At 72.1% G+C, this 15,147-nt stretch carries 12 protein-coding genes; 10 read left to right on the plus strand and 2 right to left on the minus strand.

Annotation, left to right across the window (positions count from 1 at the left end):
• Positions 1 to 40 precede the first annotated feature (40 nt).
• A complete protein-coding gene (locus tag STRVI_RS04285; protein ID WP_043237842.1) occupies positions 41 to 844 on the plus strand; it encodes an exodeoxyribonuclease III in 804 nt (267 codons plus the stop codon).
• 81 nt (positions 845 to 925) lie between these two features.
• Here STRVI_RS04285 and STRVI_RS04290 read toward each other — a convergent pair whose 3' ends face one another.
• Positions 926 to 1,627: a MerR family transcriptional regulator gene (locus STRVI_RS04290; RefSeq protein ID WP_078505104.1), complete on the minus strand. Its 702-nt coding sequence runs from the start codon at positions 1,625 to 1,627 to the stop codon at positions 926 to 928.
• A 188-nt stretch (positions 1,628 to 1,815) separates the two neighbouring features.
• On the opposite strand from STRVI_RS04290, the gene STRVI_RS04295 reads away from it, so the two are divergent.
• The 4 genes from STRVI_RS04295 (at position 1,816) to STRVI_RS04310 (ending at position 5,637) form a co-directional block, all read left to right on the plus strand.
• Positions 1,816 to 3,345: a flavin-containing monooxygenase gene (locus tag STRVI_RS04295; RefSeq protein WP_014054384.1), complete on the plus strand. Its 1,530-nt coding sequence runs from the start codon at positions 1,816 to 1,818 to the stop codon at positions 3,343 to 3,345.
• Positions 3,342 to 4,292, plus strand: coding sequence for an alpha/beta fold hydrolase (locus tag STRVI_RS04300; protein ID WP_014054385.1), 951 nt, complete (start codon positions 3,342 to 3,344; stop codon positions 4,290 to 4,292). Before STRVI_RS04295 ends, STRVI_RS04300 begins: the two co-directional genes overlap by 4 nt.
• Positions 4,289 to 5,197 carry an SDR family oxidoreductase gene (locus STRVI_RS04305; protein WP_014054386.1) on the plus strand — a complete coding sequence of 303 codons (909 nt, stop codon included), beginning with the start codon at positions 4,289 to 4,291 and terminating at the stop codon, positions 5,195 to 5,197. Before STRVI_RS04300 ends, STRVI_RS04305 begins: the two co-directional genes overlap by 4 nt.
• A gap of 119 nt (positions 5,198 to 5,316) precedes the next feature.
• Positions 5,317 to 5,637 carry a hypothetical protein gene (locus tag STRVI_RS04310; RefSeq protein WP_014054387.1) on the plus strand — a complete coding sequence of 107 codons (321 nt, stop codon included), beginning with the start codon at positions 5,317 to 5,319 and terminating at the stop codon, positions 5,635 to 5,637.
• A gap of 145 nt (positions 5,638 to 5,782) precedes the next feature.
• Here STRVI_RS04310 and STRVI_RS04315 read toward each other — a convergent pair whose 3' ends face one another.
• On the minus strand, positions 5,783 to 9,145 hold the full coding sequence (locus STRVI_RS04315) for a S41 family peptidase (RefSeq protein ID WP_014054388.1): 3,363 nt from the start codon (positions 9,143 to 9,145) through the stop codon (positions 5,783 to 5,785).
• A gap of 133 nt (positions 9,146 to 9,278) precedes the next feature.
• Between STRVI_RS04315 and STRVI_RS04320 the strand changes: the two genes are divergently transcribed.
• The 5 genes from STRVI_RS04320 (at position 9,279) to STRVI_RS04340 (ending at position 15,146) form a co-directional block, all read left to right on the plus strand.
• Positions 9,279 to 9,896 carry a TetR/AcrR family transcriptional regulator gene (locus tag STRVI_RS04320; protein ID WP_014054389.1) on the plus strand — a complete coding sequence of 206 codons (618 nt, stop codon included), beginning with the start codon at positions 9,279 to 9,281 and terminating at the stop codon, positions 9,894 to 9,896.
• Positions 9,897 to 10,037: 141 nt separating this feature from the next.
• Positions 10,038 to 12,281 carry an MMPL family transporter gene (locus tag STRVI_RS04325; RefSeq protein ID WP_014054390.1) on the plus strand — a complete coding sequence of 748 codons (2,244 nt, stop codon included), beginning with the start codon at positions 10,038 to 10,040 and terminating at the stop codon, positions 12,279 to 12,281.
• Between the two features lie 194 nt (positions 12,282 to 12,475).
• Positions 12,476 to 13,612 carry an energy-coupling factor ABC transporter permease gene (locus STRVI_RS04330; RefSeq protein ID WP_014054391.1) on the plus strand — a complete coding sequence of 379 codons (1,137 nt, stop codon included), beginning with the start codon at positions 12,476 to 12,478 and terminating at the stop codon, positions 13,610 to 13,612.
• A gap of 2 nt (positions 13,613 to 13,614) precedes the next feature.
• Positions 13,615 to 14,379 (plus strand): cobalt ECF transporter T component CbiQ, encoded by a 765-nt coding sequence (gene cbiQ / locus STRVI_RS04335; protein WP_014054392.1) that lies wholly within the window; start codon positions 13,615 to 13,617, stop codon positions 14,377 to 14,379.
• Positions 14,376 to 15,146 (plus strand): energy-coupling factor ABC transporter ATP-binding protein, encoded by a 771-nt coding sequence (locus STRVI_RS04340; RefSeq protein WP_014054393.1) that lies wholly within the window; start codon positions 14,376 to 14,378, stop codon positions 15,144 to 15,146. Before cbiQ ends, STRVI_RS04340 begins: the two co-directional genes overlap by 4 nt.
• Position 15,147 lies beyond the last annotated feature (1 nt).

Here is a 15,147-nt window from a genome sequence, read left to right on the forward strand (position 1 = left end):
GTGGATGGGCGCGTGGTTTTTGTCGCGTATCGTGCCGGAGGTGCTCACCGTGACGACCGTGAATGTAAACGGGCTGCGCGCCGCCGCCAAGAAGGGCTTCGGCCCTTGGCTGGACGCTACCGCGGCCGATGTGGTGTGCCTCCAGGAGGTACGCGCCGAACCCAAGGAGCTGCCGGAGGCGGTCCGCGAACCCGACGGCTGGCATGTGGTGCACGCCCCCGCGGCGGCCAAGGGCCGGGCCGGGGTGTCGGTGTACGCCCGGCGCGAGCTGGAGGGCGTACGGGTCGGCTTCGGGTCGTCCGAGTTCGACGGCAGCGGCCGTTATGTGGAGGTCGATCTGCCCGGCGTGACCGTCGGCAGTCTGTATCTCCCCTCGGGTGAGGTCGGCACGGACCGCCAGGACGAGAAGGAGCGCTTCATGGCGGAGTTCCTTCCGTATCTGAAGGAGCTGCGCGAACGGGCGGCGGCCGGCGGGCGCGAGGCGCTGGTGGCCGGCGACTGGAACATCGCCCACCAGGAGGCCGACCTCAAGAACTGGAAGGCCAACCAGAAGAAGTCCGGGTTCCTGCCGGAGGAGCGCGCCTGGCTGACCAGCGTCTTCGAGGAGGCGGGGTACGTGGACGTGGTGCGCGCCCTGCATCCCGACGTCGCCGGTCCGTACTCGTGGTGGTCCTACCGCGGCCGGGCCTTCGACAACGACGCGGGCTGGCGCATCGACTACCAGATCGCGACCCCTGGGCTCGCCGGGCGTGCGGTCAAGGCGGTCGTGGAACGGGCGCCCGCCTACGACCAGCGGTGGAGCGACCACGCCCCGGTGACGGTGGCCTACGGCTCGGCTCACTGACCTTCGCGGGGGCACTGGTCCCGTGCGCTTGCTGACGTCCGGCGGCGCACTGGTCCCGTCGGCTCGCCGACCTCCGTGGGCTCACTGATTTCCGGAGTGGCCGCCGGGTGGCGTCTGGTCCGTCTCCGCCCGCATGCGGCGGTTCATGGCCATCGTCAGCTCGGCGTCCACCACGCTCGTGGCCAGCGGCCGCAGCCGTTCCACGGTCTCGCCGACGTCCTCGCCGTGCTCCAGGGCGTCCGCCGCCGCATGGGTGCGCAGCAGTGTGACGAAGGTCTCGGCGATCGCCTCCACATGCTCACGCACCTCGCGCCCCGCGGCGAGCACCGCGGCCAGCGGGACGCCCTGTTCGACCAGGGTGTGTGAGACGTCCAGCAGGCGGCGGCTGAGGTGGACGATCTCGTCGCCGTCGACGGCCAGATAGCCGAGGTCGAGCGAGGTGGTGAGGTTCTCCGCGGTGACCTCGCCGTGGAAGTAGTCCGCGAGCGCCTCGGGGGTGAGCCGGACCGGGGTCTCCGAGGGCCAGGAGGGGGCCGCGCCGGGCAGCCCGAGCAGCTCGCCGACGTCCCGGCGGCCGCTTTCGAAGGCGGCGATCAACTCGGCGATTCCGCCGAGGGTGTGGCCGCGCTCCAGCAGCCCCGCGATCGTCCGCAGCCGGGCCAGATGGTGGTCGTTGTACCAGGCGATCCGGCCGTCGCGGCGCGGTGGCGGGATCAGCTTGCGCTCCCGGTAGAAGCGCAGGGTGCGCACGGTGATCCCGGCCTTCTCGGCCAGTTCCGGCATGCGGTACTCGCGTACCTCGTCCGCTTCGCTCGTCGCCACAACTGAAGCCTATGCCGCGGCCGGTCGGGTGCGACCGGCGGTAACTTCGTTGTCCACAGCCCCTACCGCTCGGTAGATCCCTGTCCTACGCTCCCATCGTGCCAGTGATTGCTGGCACGGTCGTATTCGCGTTCCTGGGAGGCGGCGGCATGGCTGGGCTGACGCATGAGCATGTGCGGGTGGCGGTGATCGGGGCCGGATTCGGCGGTCTGGGAGCGGCGGTGCGGCTGCGCCGCGCGGGCATCACGGACTTCGTGGTCCTGGAGCGGGCGGAGGCGGTCGGCGGGGCCTGGCGGGACAACACCTATCCGGGGTGTGCCTGCGATGTCCCGTCGCATCTGTATTCGTTCTCCTTCGCGCCCAACCCCGACTGGCCCCGGAACTTCTCCGGCCAGCCGCATATCCGCGCGTATCTGGAGCGGGTCGCCGATACCTTCGGGCTGCGGCCGCACCTCCGCTTCGGCGCCGAAGTGCGGTCCCTGCGCTGGGACTCCGCGGCGGTGCACTGGGAGGTGGAGACGGTGCGGGGCTCGCTGACCGCCGATGTCGTGGTCAGCGCCACCGGTCCGCTCGCCGACCCCCGGATCCCGGATATTCCCGGGCTCGACGGCTTCCCCGGCGCCGTCTTCCACTCCGCGCGCTGGGACCACACCGCCGATCTGCGCGGCAAGCGCGTGGCGATGATCGGCACCGGCGCCTCGGCCATACAGATCGTCCCCGCCATCCAGCGCGAGGTCGGCCGGCTCACCCTCTTCCAGCGCACCCCGCCCTGGGTGCTGCCGCGGATGGACCGCCGGATCAGCGGCCTGGAGCGATGGCTGCACTCGAGGGTCCCGGCCACCCGGGCGCTGCGCCGCGGAGTGCTGTGGGGCATCCGGGAGCTGCAGGTGGGTGCCTTCACCAAGCGGCCGGGCGAGATGCGGTTCGTCGAGCGGCTGGCCGGTGCGCATATGCGACGGGCCATCAAGGACCCGGCGCGGCGGGCGGCGCTGACCCCGGACTACCGCATCGGCTGCAAGCGCATCCTGCTCTCCAACGACTACTATCCGGCGCTCGCCCAGCCGCATGTGGACGTGGTTCCGGCCGGGCTGAAGGAGGTGCGCGGCGCCACCCTCGTCGGTGCCGACGGCTCCGAGACCGAGGCCGACGCGATCATCTTCGGCACCGGCTTCCATGTGACCGACGTCCCCATAGCGCAGCGGGTGACCGGGGTGCGCGGGACGACGCTCGCGGAGGAGTGGAAGGGCGGGATGGAGGCGCTGCGCGGCACCAGCCCGGCCGGCTTCCCCAACTTCCTGACCATCATCGGGCCCAACACGGGCCTCGGGAACAGCTCGATGATCCTCGTCATAGAGGCGCAGCTCGCCTATATGGCCGACTATCTGCGCCAGTTGGACACCCTGGGCGGCAAGGTCGCGCTGGACGCCCGGCCGTCCGCGGTGCGCGCCTACACGGACATGATTCAGGAACGGATGCGGCGCACGGTGTGGAACACCGGCGGTTGCGACAGCTGGTACCTCGACAACGGCCGCAACACCACCCTGTGGCCCGGGACGACCAGCGAGCTGCGCAAGGTCACCCGGCGCGTGGACCTCGCCGAGTACACGGTGCTACGGCCGCACACCGGGCCCGTCAAGGCCACGGTGTCCACGGCGGGTGCGGGGAGGGGATCGCGGTGAGGCGGCTTCCTTCCCCGACCGTCGGGCCGTACGCCCCGCCCGTCCCGGAGAGCGAGTTGACGGTCGTCTCGGCCGACGGGAGCCGGCTCCACACGGAGCTGCACGGCCCCGAGGACGCCCCGGCGGTCCTGCTCGCGCACGGCTGGGTCTGCTCCACGGCCTTCTGGGCGCCGGTGGTGCGCGCCCTCTCGGCCGACCACCGGGTGATCGTCTACGACCAGCGCGGCCATGGCCGCAGCCCGGCCCCGGGGCCCGGCGGCTACAGCACCCACGCCCTGGCCGACGACCTGGTGGCGGTGCTGGAAGCGACCCTTCCGCCCGGTCGGCGGGCCGTGCTGGCGGGCCACTCCATGGGCGGGATGACGCTGATGGCCGCGGCCGACCGCCTCGCGCTGCGCGAGCGCGCGGCCGCCGTGGTGCTGTGCAGCACGGGCGCCTCGCGGCTGGTGGACCGGTCGCGGGTGGTGCCGCTGCGCTCCCCGCGGGCACGGGCGCGGGTGCACCGCGTGCTCCTCGGCTCACGCGCCCCCCTGGGCCCGGTCACCCCGCTCGCCAAGCGGCTGGTGCGCTACGTCACGATGGGCCCCGGCGCCGACCCGGCCGCGGTGGACATGTGCGCGCGGATCCTGCACGCCTGCCCCCGCGCCGTACGCGGCGGATGGGGCCGCGTCCTGCTCGACCTCGAACTGGAGGCGAGCATCGGCGAGCTGACCCTGCCCACGGCCGTCATCGTCGGCACCGCCGACCGGCTCACCCCGCCCGAGCACGCCGACGCCCTGGCCGCCGCGCTGCCGCACTGCACCGGCCTCATCGAGCTCCCGGGGCTCGGCCATATGACCCCGGTGGAGGACCCCGAGGCGGTCACCGGAGTGATCCGCGGCCTGGTCGAGGAGTTCGGGACGTCCCACCCCACAACAGCGGTTGAAGCGAAGGAGCAGACGACATGAGTGCGCGCAGGAGCCTTGAGGGCCAGGTCGCGGTGGTGACGGGCGCGGCGCGGGGTGTCGGCGAGCTGCTCGCGCGCAAGCTCTCCGCCCGCGGTGCGAAGGTCGCGCTGGTGGGCCTGGAGCCCGAGGAGCTGAAGCGGGTCTCGAAGCGGCTGCCGACCGACTCCGCCCACTGGCATGCCGATGTCACCGATGCCGAGGCGATGGCACGGGTGGCGGGGGAGGTCGTGGAGCGGTTCGGCGCGGTGGACATCGTCTGTGCCAACGCGGGCGTGGCCCAGGCCGGTCCGTTCCTCGACTCCGACGAGACGGCCTGGCGCCGGGTGATCGAGGTCAATCTGCTGGGCAGCGTCACCACGGCCCGTGCCTTCCTGCCCGCGCTGATCGCGAGCCGCGGCTATCTGCTGCAGATCGCCTCGCTCGCCGCGCTCGCGCCCGCGCCCATGATGACGGCGTACTGCGCGTCCAAGTCGGGAGTCGAGGCGTTCGCCCACAGTCTGCGGGCCGAGGTGGGCCACCGTGGGGTGCGGGTCGGCGTGGGCTATCTGAGCTGGACGGACACCGATATGGTGCGCGGCGCCGACCAGGACGAGGTGATGCGTGAGCTGCGGCAGCGGCTGCCCTGGCCCGCGGGCCGCACCTATCCGCTGGGCCCGGCGGTGGACCGGCTGGTGGCAGGCATCGAGCGCCGGTCGGCGCATGTGTACGCGCAGTGGTGGCTGCGCGGTATGCAGTCGGTGCGCGGCTATCTGCCCGCGTTCATCCACGCCGTGGGGCGGCGCGAGATGCGCCGCGCCGAACCGCGGCTGGCGGCGACCCGGGAGGGGCGGGGCGGTCGTCTGCTGGGCGAGGGCGGCGCGGCGGACGAGAAGGCGCGCACGGCAGACACGGAGCGTTACCAGTAACGCTCCGTCAACCGCGCTGACCTGCGCTTTCTTCGACTCCTCCGATCCGGAATGCGGAGAAAGTCGGCACATGTAACTCTTGTCGGGCCCGACGCCATTCACCCGATGAGGAGTGACACATGGGCCCCAAGGACCAGCCGAACGACAAGGGTCAGCAGGCCAAGCGGAAGCCGCAGGGCGGGCGGAGCCAGGAGCCGCGGCGCGGCCAGCAGCCTGGTGAGCGCATGCAGTCCGGTGAGCGCATGCAGTCCGGCGAGCGGATGCAGTCCGGTGAGCGTATGGAGGAGCGCTCCCGCCGGGAGCCGGGGCAGGAGCAGCGCCGTGGCCAGCAGGACCGGCCGGAGGCCCGCGGGCAGTCCGAGCAGATGAGCCGTGAGCGCCGTCAGCCGGGCATGGGCGACGAGGAGACGATGGACCAGGAGCCCTTCGAAGAGATGTGACGGGGCCAGGGCGGGAGGGGCGCATCCCCATGGGCGACCATGGGAATGCGCCCCTGCGCTTGCCCCTGCGCCTGTCTGCGCCCGGCGCCGCTCCTGCCCCGGCCTCCCGGCGGAAGCGTCCTGCCCGGCCTCCCGACGGAAGCGCTCACTTCCCCTTGCGGGGCGGCTTGCTTCCCTTGCGCGAGGACTTGCTTCCCTTCCGAGACGGCTTACTTCCCCCGCGCGGCGGCAGTTGGGGACGGCGCAGATCGGGGACGTCCGAGTAGTCCGGCGGGGTCGCGGCCGGATGCCGCTCCAGCAGATCGAGCGCCGTACGGACGGCGACCCCGAGCTGCGGAGCGCGGCCCTCCGCCCAGTCCACGGGGGAGCGCGGCGCCTCGATGTCCGGCTCCACACCGTGGTTCTCCACGCCCCAGCCGTAGGCGTCGAACCACGCGGCGTTCATCGGCACCGTGATCGAGGTGCCGTCGCCGAGGCGGTGACGGCCGGTCATCCCGACCACCCCGCCCCAGGTGCGCAGCCCCACCACCGGGCCGATGCCCTGGATCTTGAAGGCCGCGGTGATCATGTCGCCGTCGGAGGAGGTCGCCTCGTCGGCGACCGCGACGATCGGCCCGCGCGGCGCGTTGCTGGAGTACGACACGGGCTGGGCGTTGCGGGTGAGGTCCCAGCCCATGACCTTGCGGGTGAGCTTCTCCACCACCAGCTCGCTGATGTTGCCGCCCGCGTTGCCCCGGACGTCCACGATCAGCGCGGGCAGCGACATCTCGCGGCGCAGATCGCGGTTGAACTGCGCCCAGCCGGAGCCGCCCATGTCGGGGATGTGGAGATAGCCGCACCGCCCGCCGCTCAACTCCCGTACCACGGCCCGGCGCTGGGCGACCCAGTCCTGGTAGCGCAGCGGCCGGTCGTCGATCAGCGGGCAGACCGCGACCCGGCGCGCCGGTCCCTCACCGTCCGGCGGCTCGAAGGTCAGCTCCACCGTCGTGCCGCCCGCGGCCGTCAGCAGCGGGAACGGACCGGCCACCGGGTCCACCGGGCGCCCGTCGACATGGGTGAGGACGGCGCCGTCCCGGATGCCCAGACCGGCCAGCGGCGAGCGGGCCCGGGAGTCGGAGGACTCACCGGGCAGGATGCGGGCCACCGCCCACCGGCCGTCCTTGGTCCGGGTGAGGTTGGCGCCGAGGAGTCCCATGGGGCGCTGGTAGTGGGGCGGGCCCTCGTTGCGGCGTGCGGCGGCGACGTAGGCGTGCGAGGTGCCCAGCTCGCCGAGGGTCTCGCGGAGCAGATCGGCGAACTCCTCGGGCGAGGCGACCCGTTCGATCAGCGGGCGGTACTGGTCGAGCACCCCGTCCCAGTCGACACCGCACATCCCCGGGTCCCAGAAGTAGTGCCGGGTGATGCGCCCGGCCTCGTCGTACGCCTGCCGCCACGCGGCCGCCGGATCGACGGTGTGCTGGATCCGCCGCATGTCGAGGTGGACCGTGGAGTCGCTGTCGCCGGTCTCGGTGGCGGGCATCGCGCGCAGATCGCCGTCGTCGTAGGCCACCAGCCGGGTGCCGTCGCCGCTGACCGCGAACCAGTCCAGCTCACTGGTGAGTTCGGTCCGCTTGGCCTTCGCCAGGTCGAAGTGTTCCAGGGTGGGGCGGCTCGAGGTCTCGGCCGGGTTGGCGAACGTCTCGCCGAGCGCGCCCGAGATCGGCCAGCGCAGCCACACCAGTCCGCCGCCGCTGACCGGGTGCAGCGAGGAGTACTTGGACGCGGACACCGGGAAGGCCGTGACCCGGCTGGCCAGCCCCTCCACCTCGACCGTCACCGTGCCGTCGCCGTCGTCCCCGCTGTCGTCCGGGTCCAGCCCGCCCGCCGCCGGGCGCCCCTCGGGGGAGAGCGCGAACGGCGAGGGGGTGGCGGAGGACAGCGGTACGAGATAGGGGCGGCAGCCCAGCGGGAAGGAGAGGTCGCCGGTGTGCACGTCGTAGACCGGGTCGAAGCCGCGCCAGGAGAGGAAGGCGAGATAGCGGCCGTCGCTGGTGAAGACCGGCTCCTCGTCCTCGAACCGCCCATTGGTCACGTCCACTATGGTCCGGTCGGCCAGCCGCGCGATCTTGATCGAGCGCAGGGTGCGGCCTATCCCGGGGTGGGACCAGGCGAGCCATGCCGAGTCGGGGGAGAAGGCCAGGTCGCCCACCGGGCCGTTGTCCGACCGGATCAGCTCGGTGACCTCGCCGTCCCCGTCGGCGGAGGTGTCCACCAGCAGCAGCCGCCCGTCGCCCGCGGCGACCGCGAGCAGGTCGCCGTCCGGCGAGGACTCCAGCTCATGCACCCGGCCCAGCAGCCCGGCGGCCAGCCGGCGCGGCTCGCCGGGGCCGCTGGCCCGGGGTAGCTGCGCGATCTCGATGGCGTCCTCGCCCTCCGCGTCGGTGAGGTACGCGACCCGGCCGGTCGAGCCCAGCATCACGGGCAGCCGCACCCGGACGCCCGGGCTGTCGGCGAGGGTGCGGGCGGGGCCGTCGCGGTGGGTGAGCCAGTACAGGCTGCCGCGGACGCACACCGCGCTGGCCCGGCCCGTGGCGTCCACCGACAGCGAGTCGATATGCGAGGCGGCCGGCACCTGGTAGGGCCGCCGCCCGGTCCGCGCCCCGCCCAGCCGTACGTCCAGCTTGCGCGGCACGCCGTCCGGGCCCAGGTCGTCCACCAGCCACAGCTCGCCCGCGCACTGGTAGACGACGCGGGAGCCGTCGGTGGAGGCGTGGCGTGCGTAGAAGTCGGCGTGGTCGGTGTGGCGGCGCAGATCGGTGCCGTCGGGCAGACAGGAGTAGAGATTGCCGATGCCTTCGTGGTCGGAGAGGAAGGCGATCCGGCCGCCGACGAACATCGCCGCGTCCAGATGGCCGTTCAGCTCCTCCGCGAGCCGGGTGCCGTGCAGCCACAGCCGGCCCGTCGCACCGCCCCGGTAGCGCTTCCAGGTGGCGGGCTCATGCGGCGGCTTGCCGGTCAGCAGCAGGGTGCGGCGCTCGCCGTCGAGGTCGGCCACCGCGATATCGGCCACCGGCCCCCAGGGCAGCCGTCCGCCGGGGCTGCCGTCGGTGGGCAGGGTGTAGGCCCAGGAGAAGTGGGAGAACGGCTGCTCATGGGAGGAGACCGCGAGGATCTGGGAGACGCCGTCCTGGTCCGGCGGGGTCCAGCCGCAGACCTGGGCGTCCGTACTGCCCCAGTAGGTCAGCCGGCGGGCCGGGCCGCCGGCCGCGGGGACGAGATAGATCTCCGGGTCCAGGCTGCGCCAGGTGGTGAACGCGATCTGGGAGCCGTCGGGGGAGAAGCGGGCAGGTCCGACACGCGTACGGTCCACGGTCAGCCGCCAGGCCCGCCCCGTGGGCCCGTCGGGGGCGGTCAGCGGGGCGACCCACAGATCGTCCTCGGCCGCGAAGCACAGCAAGTCGCCGTGCAGATGCGGAAATCGCAGGTACGCCAGGTCGTCGTCGCTTCTGTAAGGCTCCACCCCACCCATGTTTTCGAGCTACGCCATTTGGAGCAACTCGGTTCTGTGACCCAGACCACGAGCGAAACGGTGCTGTTTCGATAGTGCCGCGCTTATGCTGGCGGAGTACGAAACCGTTTCGTTCGGAGGGAGGCGACACGCCATGCCGGCCATGGACCAGGCAACGGAGGACCGGGACACCGCCCGGGTGCGTCGCAGCCGACTCTCCCCCGAGCGCGAGCGGGAGTTGTACGAGGCGGTGGTGGAGCTGCTCGGCGAGGTGGGGTACGACGGTCTGACGATGGACGCCGTCGCGACCCGTACGCACTCCAGCAAGGCCACCCTCTACCGCCAGTGGAAAGGCAAGCCGCAACTGGTCGCGACCGCGCTGCGGCACACCAAGCCCGTTCTGCTCGAGGGTGTCGACACCGGAACGCTCCGCGGGGATCTGCAGGAGATCGTGCGGTGCTCGGAGAGCGCCCGGGAGCGGGACGCCGCGCTGATGAGGGGACTCGCCCACGCAAGCCACGACAACCCGGACCTTCATGAGGCCCTGCGAGAGTTGTTGATCTATCCCGAGATCGACGCGCTCAACGCGCTGCTGAGGCGCGCCGTCGACCGCGGCGAAATCGCCCCGGACCGGCCCGCCTTGAACTTCGTCGTGCACATGGTGTGCGGCGCGTTCATCGCCCGACCGCTCGTCGACGGTCAGCAGCCGGACCAGACGTATCTCCTGGAGTACATCGACGCCGTGATCCTCCCCGCGCTCGGCGCCGCGTAGCCCTTCTCTCACTTCCCCCTCCCCCTTCCCCCCTCCCCTCCGCACAACCACATAAGGCCCCGACCGGCGCGCCGCTCTCGTCGCCGGCTCGGTCACCCATCCCTGCCCAGTGCCATCCAACCGACGGGAGCACCTCTTCTCGTGGCCACCTTCCTGTATAAACTCGGCCGGTTCGCCTTCCGGCGACGCGGCTTCGTCGCCCTGATATGGGTGGCGCTTCTCGCGGTCGCGGGCGTCGGCGCCGCCACCGCCTCCCCGCCCGCCAACGACAGCTTCTCCATTCCGGGCACCGAGGCCCAGAAGGCATTCGACCTGCTGGAACAGCGGTTCCCCGGAGGTAACGCGGACGGCGCCACCGCCCGTGTGGTCTTCCGCGCCCCGAGCGGCGAGAAGATGACCGACCCGGACAACAAGGCGGTGGTCACCAAGACCGTCGCCGACCTCAAGGCGAGCTCGCCGCAGGTCGCCTCGGTCGCCGACCCGTACCAGGCCCGGGCCGTCAGCAAGGACGGCTCCACGGCGTACATCCTGACCAGCTACAAGGTCAACTCCATGGAGCTGAAGGACCCCGCCAAGGACGGTCTGAAGGAGGCGGGGGAGAAGGCCGAGAAGTCGGGCCTGAAGGTGCAGATCGGCGGTGACGCGCTCCAGGAGATGCCGGAGACCGGATCGACCGAGATCATCGGCATCGCGATCTCCGCGGTCGTCCTCGCCATCACCTTCGGCTCGCTGGTCGCCGCCGGACTTCCGCTGCTGACCGCGCTCATCGGCGTCGGCATCGGCATCGCGTCGATCACCGCGCTCGCCACCACCCTGGGGCTGTCCACCACCACCTCGACACTGGCGATGATGATCGGCCTCGCGGTCGGCATCGACTACGCGCTGTTCATCGTCTCCCGCTACCGCGCGGAGCTGGCCGAGGGGCGGGACCGGGAGGAAGCCGCCGGACGGGCCGTGGGCACCGCGGGCTCCGCGGTCGTTTTCGCCGGCCTTACGGTGGTCATCGCGCTGGTCGGCCTCGCCGTCGTCAACATCCCGATGCTGACCAAGATGGGCTTCGCCGCGGCCGGTACGGTCGTCATCGCCGTCCTGATCGCGATCAGCCTCATCCCGGCGGTGCTGGGCTTCGCGGGCAAGCGGGTGTTCGGGCGCAAGGCGCGCCGGCGGCTGGAGGAGCGCCTTGCGGCGGGTCCGGACGCCTCCGCCGAGGAGAAGCCCAATATGGGCACCCGCTGGGCGCGTTTCGTGCTGCGCCGCCCGCTGATGGTGCTCCTGGTGGCCGTGCTCGGCCTCGGTGCGGCCGCCGTGCCCGCCGTCAGCCTGGAGCTCGGCCTGCCGGACGACGGCTCGCAGCCGGTCAGCAGCCAAAAGCGCCAGGCCTACGACGCGATCTCCGATGGCTTCGGCCCCGGCTACAACGGTCCGCTGATGGTGGTCGTCGATGCCAAGGGCAGCGATGATGCCAAGGGCGCGGCCGAGCAGGTCCGTAAGACCATCACCCGCCTGGACGGTGTGGCCGGGGTCAGCCCGGCCACGTTCAACAAGGCCGGTGACACCGCGACGCTCACCGTCATCTCCAAGTACAAGCCGAGCAGCATCGACACCGAGAACCTGGTCGGCGACATCCGGGACGAGGCGAGCGGCTTCAAGGCCGACACCGGCGCCGAGGTGCTGGTGACCGGCCAGACGGGGATGAACATCGACATCTCGCAGAAGCTCAACGACGCGCTGGTGCCCTATCTGGTGCTCGTCGTCGGACTGGCCTTCCTGCTGCTGATGGTCGTCTTCCGGTCCGTCCTGGTGCCGCTCAAGGCGGCGCTCGGCTTCCTGCTCTCCGTCGTCGCGGCGCTCGGCGCGGTGGTCGCGGTCTTCCAGTGGGGCTGGCTGGCGGATCTGTTCGGCGTCGAGGAGACCGGCCCGATCATGAGCATGATGCCGATCTTCATGATCGGTGTGGTGTTCGGTCTGGCGATGGACTACGAGGTCTTCCTGGTGACCCGGATGCGGGAGGCGTACGTCCACGGCGAGCGCCCCGGCCAGGCCGTCGTCACCGGCTTCCGGCACGGCGCCCGGGTGGTCACCGCGGCCGCGGTCATCATGATCAGCGTCTTCGCCGGGTTCATCGGCTCGTCCGAGTCGATGATCAAGATGATCGGCTTCGGCCTCGCCACCGCCGTCCTCTTCGACGCCTTCGTGGTCCGTATGGCCATCGTCCCGGCGGTCCTGGCCCTGCTCGGCAAGGCGGCCTGGTGGCTCCCGCGCTGGCTGGACCGGGCGCTGCCCAACGTGGACGTGGAGGGCGAGGGACTGCGCAAGCAGCTCGAGGCGCCCCCCGTGGCCCAGCAGCGCGACTCCGACCCGGACGCCGAGCTGACGCGCGTCTGACCTGTGTCTGACCCGCGTCTGAAGCCGACGTTACGTTTCGGCCCGACGGCGGCCTTCCGATCCCGGAAGGCCGCCGTCGGCGTGTGATCCTGGGCCATCCCGATCGATTCCGCGATGACCGCGCTCTTGCGAATGACTTGCAGGTACGGGCTACCATCGGGCCGATAGCAGCAGCTCAGGAGCGGAGTCCCGCCATGCATGTGCCCGACGGATTCATCGACGCGCCGGTGTCGGCGGTGGCCGGTGTGGTCGCCGCCGGGGCCGTCGCGGTCAGTTTGCGCGGTGCCCGGCGGGAGCTCGACGAGCGGACCGCGCCGCTGGCCGGGCTGGTGGCGGCGTTCATCTTCGCCGTGCAGATGCTCAACTTCCCCGTCGCCGCCGGGACCAGCGGGCATCTGCTGGGCGGGGCGCTGGCCGCGATACTCGTGGGGCCGTATACGGGGGTGCTGTGCGTCTCCGTGGTGCTGCTGATGCAGGGCGTCCTGTTCGCGGACGGCGGCCTTACGGCGCTCGGCGTCAACATCACGGACATGGCCCTGGTCACCACGGTCGTGGCGTACGCGATCTTCCGCACGATCGTGAAACTGGCCCCGCATCGCCGCCGTACGGTCACCGTCGCGTCCTTTGTGGCGGCGCTGGTCTCCGTACCGGCCGCGGCGGTGGCCTTCACGGCGATCTACGCGCTCGGCGGCACGGCCGATGTGGCGATCGGCAAGGTCTTCGCGGCGATGGTCGGGGTGCATGTGCTGATCGGCATCGGCGAGGCGGCGATCACCGCGCTGACCGTCGGTGCCGTGGTGGCCGTACGGCCGGATCTGGTCTACGGGGCGCGGGGGGTGACCGCGCGTCCGCTGGAGATCCGCGACAGCCCGCTGGCCCCGGCCGCTCCGGGAGCGGTGGCCCGGGCCGGGGCACCGGCGGCCGAATCCTCGACGGCGAGTTCCGAGGCGCCTCAGACCCCCGCCTCCGAGACTCGCGAGACCTCCGCGACCCGCGAGCCCGCCGCCGTGCCGCAGCGGTCGGCGCGGCGCGTATGGCTGGCCGGGCTCGCGGCCGCGCTGCTGTGCGCCGGGGTCGTGAGCTTCTACGCCTCCGCCAGTCCCGACGGGCTGGAGAAGGTCGCCCATGACAAGGGGATCGACGCGAAGGAAGAGGACCACGGCGCCAAGGACTCCCCGCTCGCCGACTACGGCGTCAAGGACATCTCCGACGCCCGGCTCTCCGGCGGGCTCGCCGGGGTGATCGGCGTGGGGGCCACCCTCGCCGTCGGGTCCGGGGTCTTCATCGTCGTACGGCGGCGCCGGGCGACGGCCGAGAGCGGGCGGGGCTGACGATGGGCGCGGGACACGCGCACAAGCTCTACCGGGCGGGCCGGTCGCCCGTCCACGCCCTCCCCCCGCACTGCAAGATCGCGGCCGTCTTCTGCTTCGTCCTCGTCGTCGTCTCCACGCCCCGCGAGGCCGCCTGGGCCTTCGGGGCGTACGCGCTGCTGCTGGCCGGGGTGGCGGCGGCGGCCCGGATACCGGCCGGGTATCTGCTGCGGCGGCTGCTGATCGAGATCCCGTTCGTGGCCTTCGCCGTGCTGATGCCGTTCATCGCGGAGGGCCCGCGGGTGGCCGTGCTGGGGATGTCGCTCAGCGAGTCCGGGCTGTGGAGCGCCTGGAACATCCTCGCCAAGGGCACCCTCGGCGTCGCCGCCTCCGTCCTCCTGGCCTCCACGACCGAGCTGCGCGCCCTGCTGCTGGGGCTACAGCGGCTGCGGATGCCCTCGCTGCTGGTGCAGATCGCCTCGTTCATGATCCGCTACGGGGACGTCATCTCCGATGAGATGCGCCGGATGCGGATCGCCCGCCAGTCACGCGGGTTCGAGGCGCGCGGGGTCCGCCACTGGGGGGTGCTCGCCTCCTCGGCCGGGGCGCTGTTCATCCGCTCGTACGAACGGGGCGAACGGGTCCACCTGGCGATGGTCAGCCGGGGCTATACGGGCACCATGCCGGTGATCGACGATGTGACGGCGTCCCGTGCCCAGTGGACGCACGCCGCCGCCCTCCCGCTGACCGCGCTTGCGGTCTGCCTGACCGGATGGATGCTCCCATGACCGACCCCGCCACCACCCCGCCGTCCCTCCAGGTGGCCGGTCTGGCCTATGCGTACCCCGACGGCCATCAGGCCCTCTTCGGCGTCGATCTGACCGTGGCCCGCGGCGAGCGCGTCGCGCTGCTCGGCCCCAACGGCGCGGGCAAGACCACGCTCGTGCTGCACCTCAACGGCATCCTTACGGCGGGCGCCGGGACCGTCACGGTCGCGGGGCTGCCCGTGGCGAAGGCGCATCTGGCCGAGATCCGCCGCCGGGTGGGCATCGTCTTCCAGGACCCGGACGACCAGCTCTTCATGCCGACCGTGCGCGAGGACGTGGCCTTCGGCCCGGCCGCGGCCGGGCTGCGCGGCCCGGAGCTGGAGGAGCGGGTGCGCCGCGCCCTGGAGCGGGTCGGAATGGCGGAGTTCGCCGACCGGCCGCCCCACCACCTCTCCTTCGGGCAGCGCCGGCGGGTGGCCGTGGCGACCGTGCTGGCCATGGAGCCGGAGATCCTGGTCCTGGACGAGCCCTCGTCCAACCTCGACCCGGCCTCGCGCCGCGAACTCGCCGACATCCTGCGCTCCCTGGAGGTGACCGTGCTGATGGTCACCCACGATCTGCCGTACGCGCTGGAGCTGTGCCCGCGCTCGGTGGTGCTCAGCGGCGGGGTGATCGCGGCGGACGGCGGGACGCAGGAGCTGCTGTGCGACGAGGAGCTCATGCGCGAGCACCGGCTGGAGCTCCCCTTTGGCTTCGATCCCCGCTCGGTGACGGCGCCGGTGAGGTGAC

The organism is Streptomyces violaceusniger Tu 4113 (assembly GCF_000147815.2).
GTDB classification, from domain to species: Bacteria; Actinomycetota; Actinomycetes; order Streptomycetales; family Streptomycetaceae; genus Streptomyces; species Streptomyces violaceusniger_A.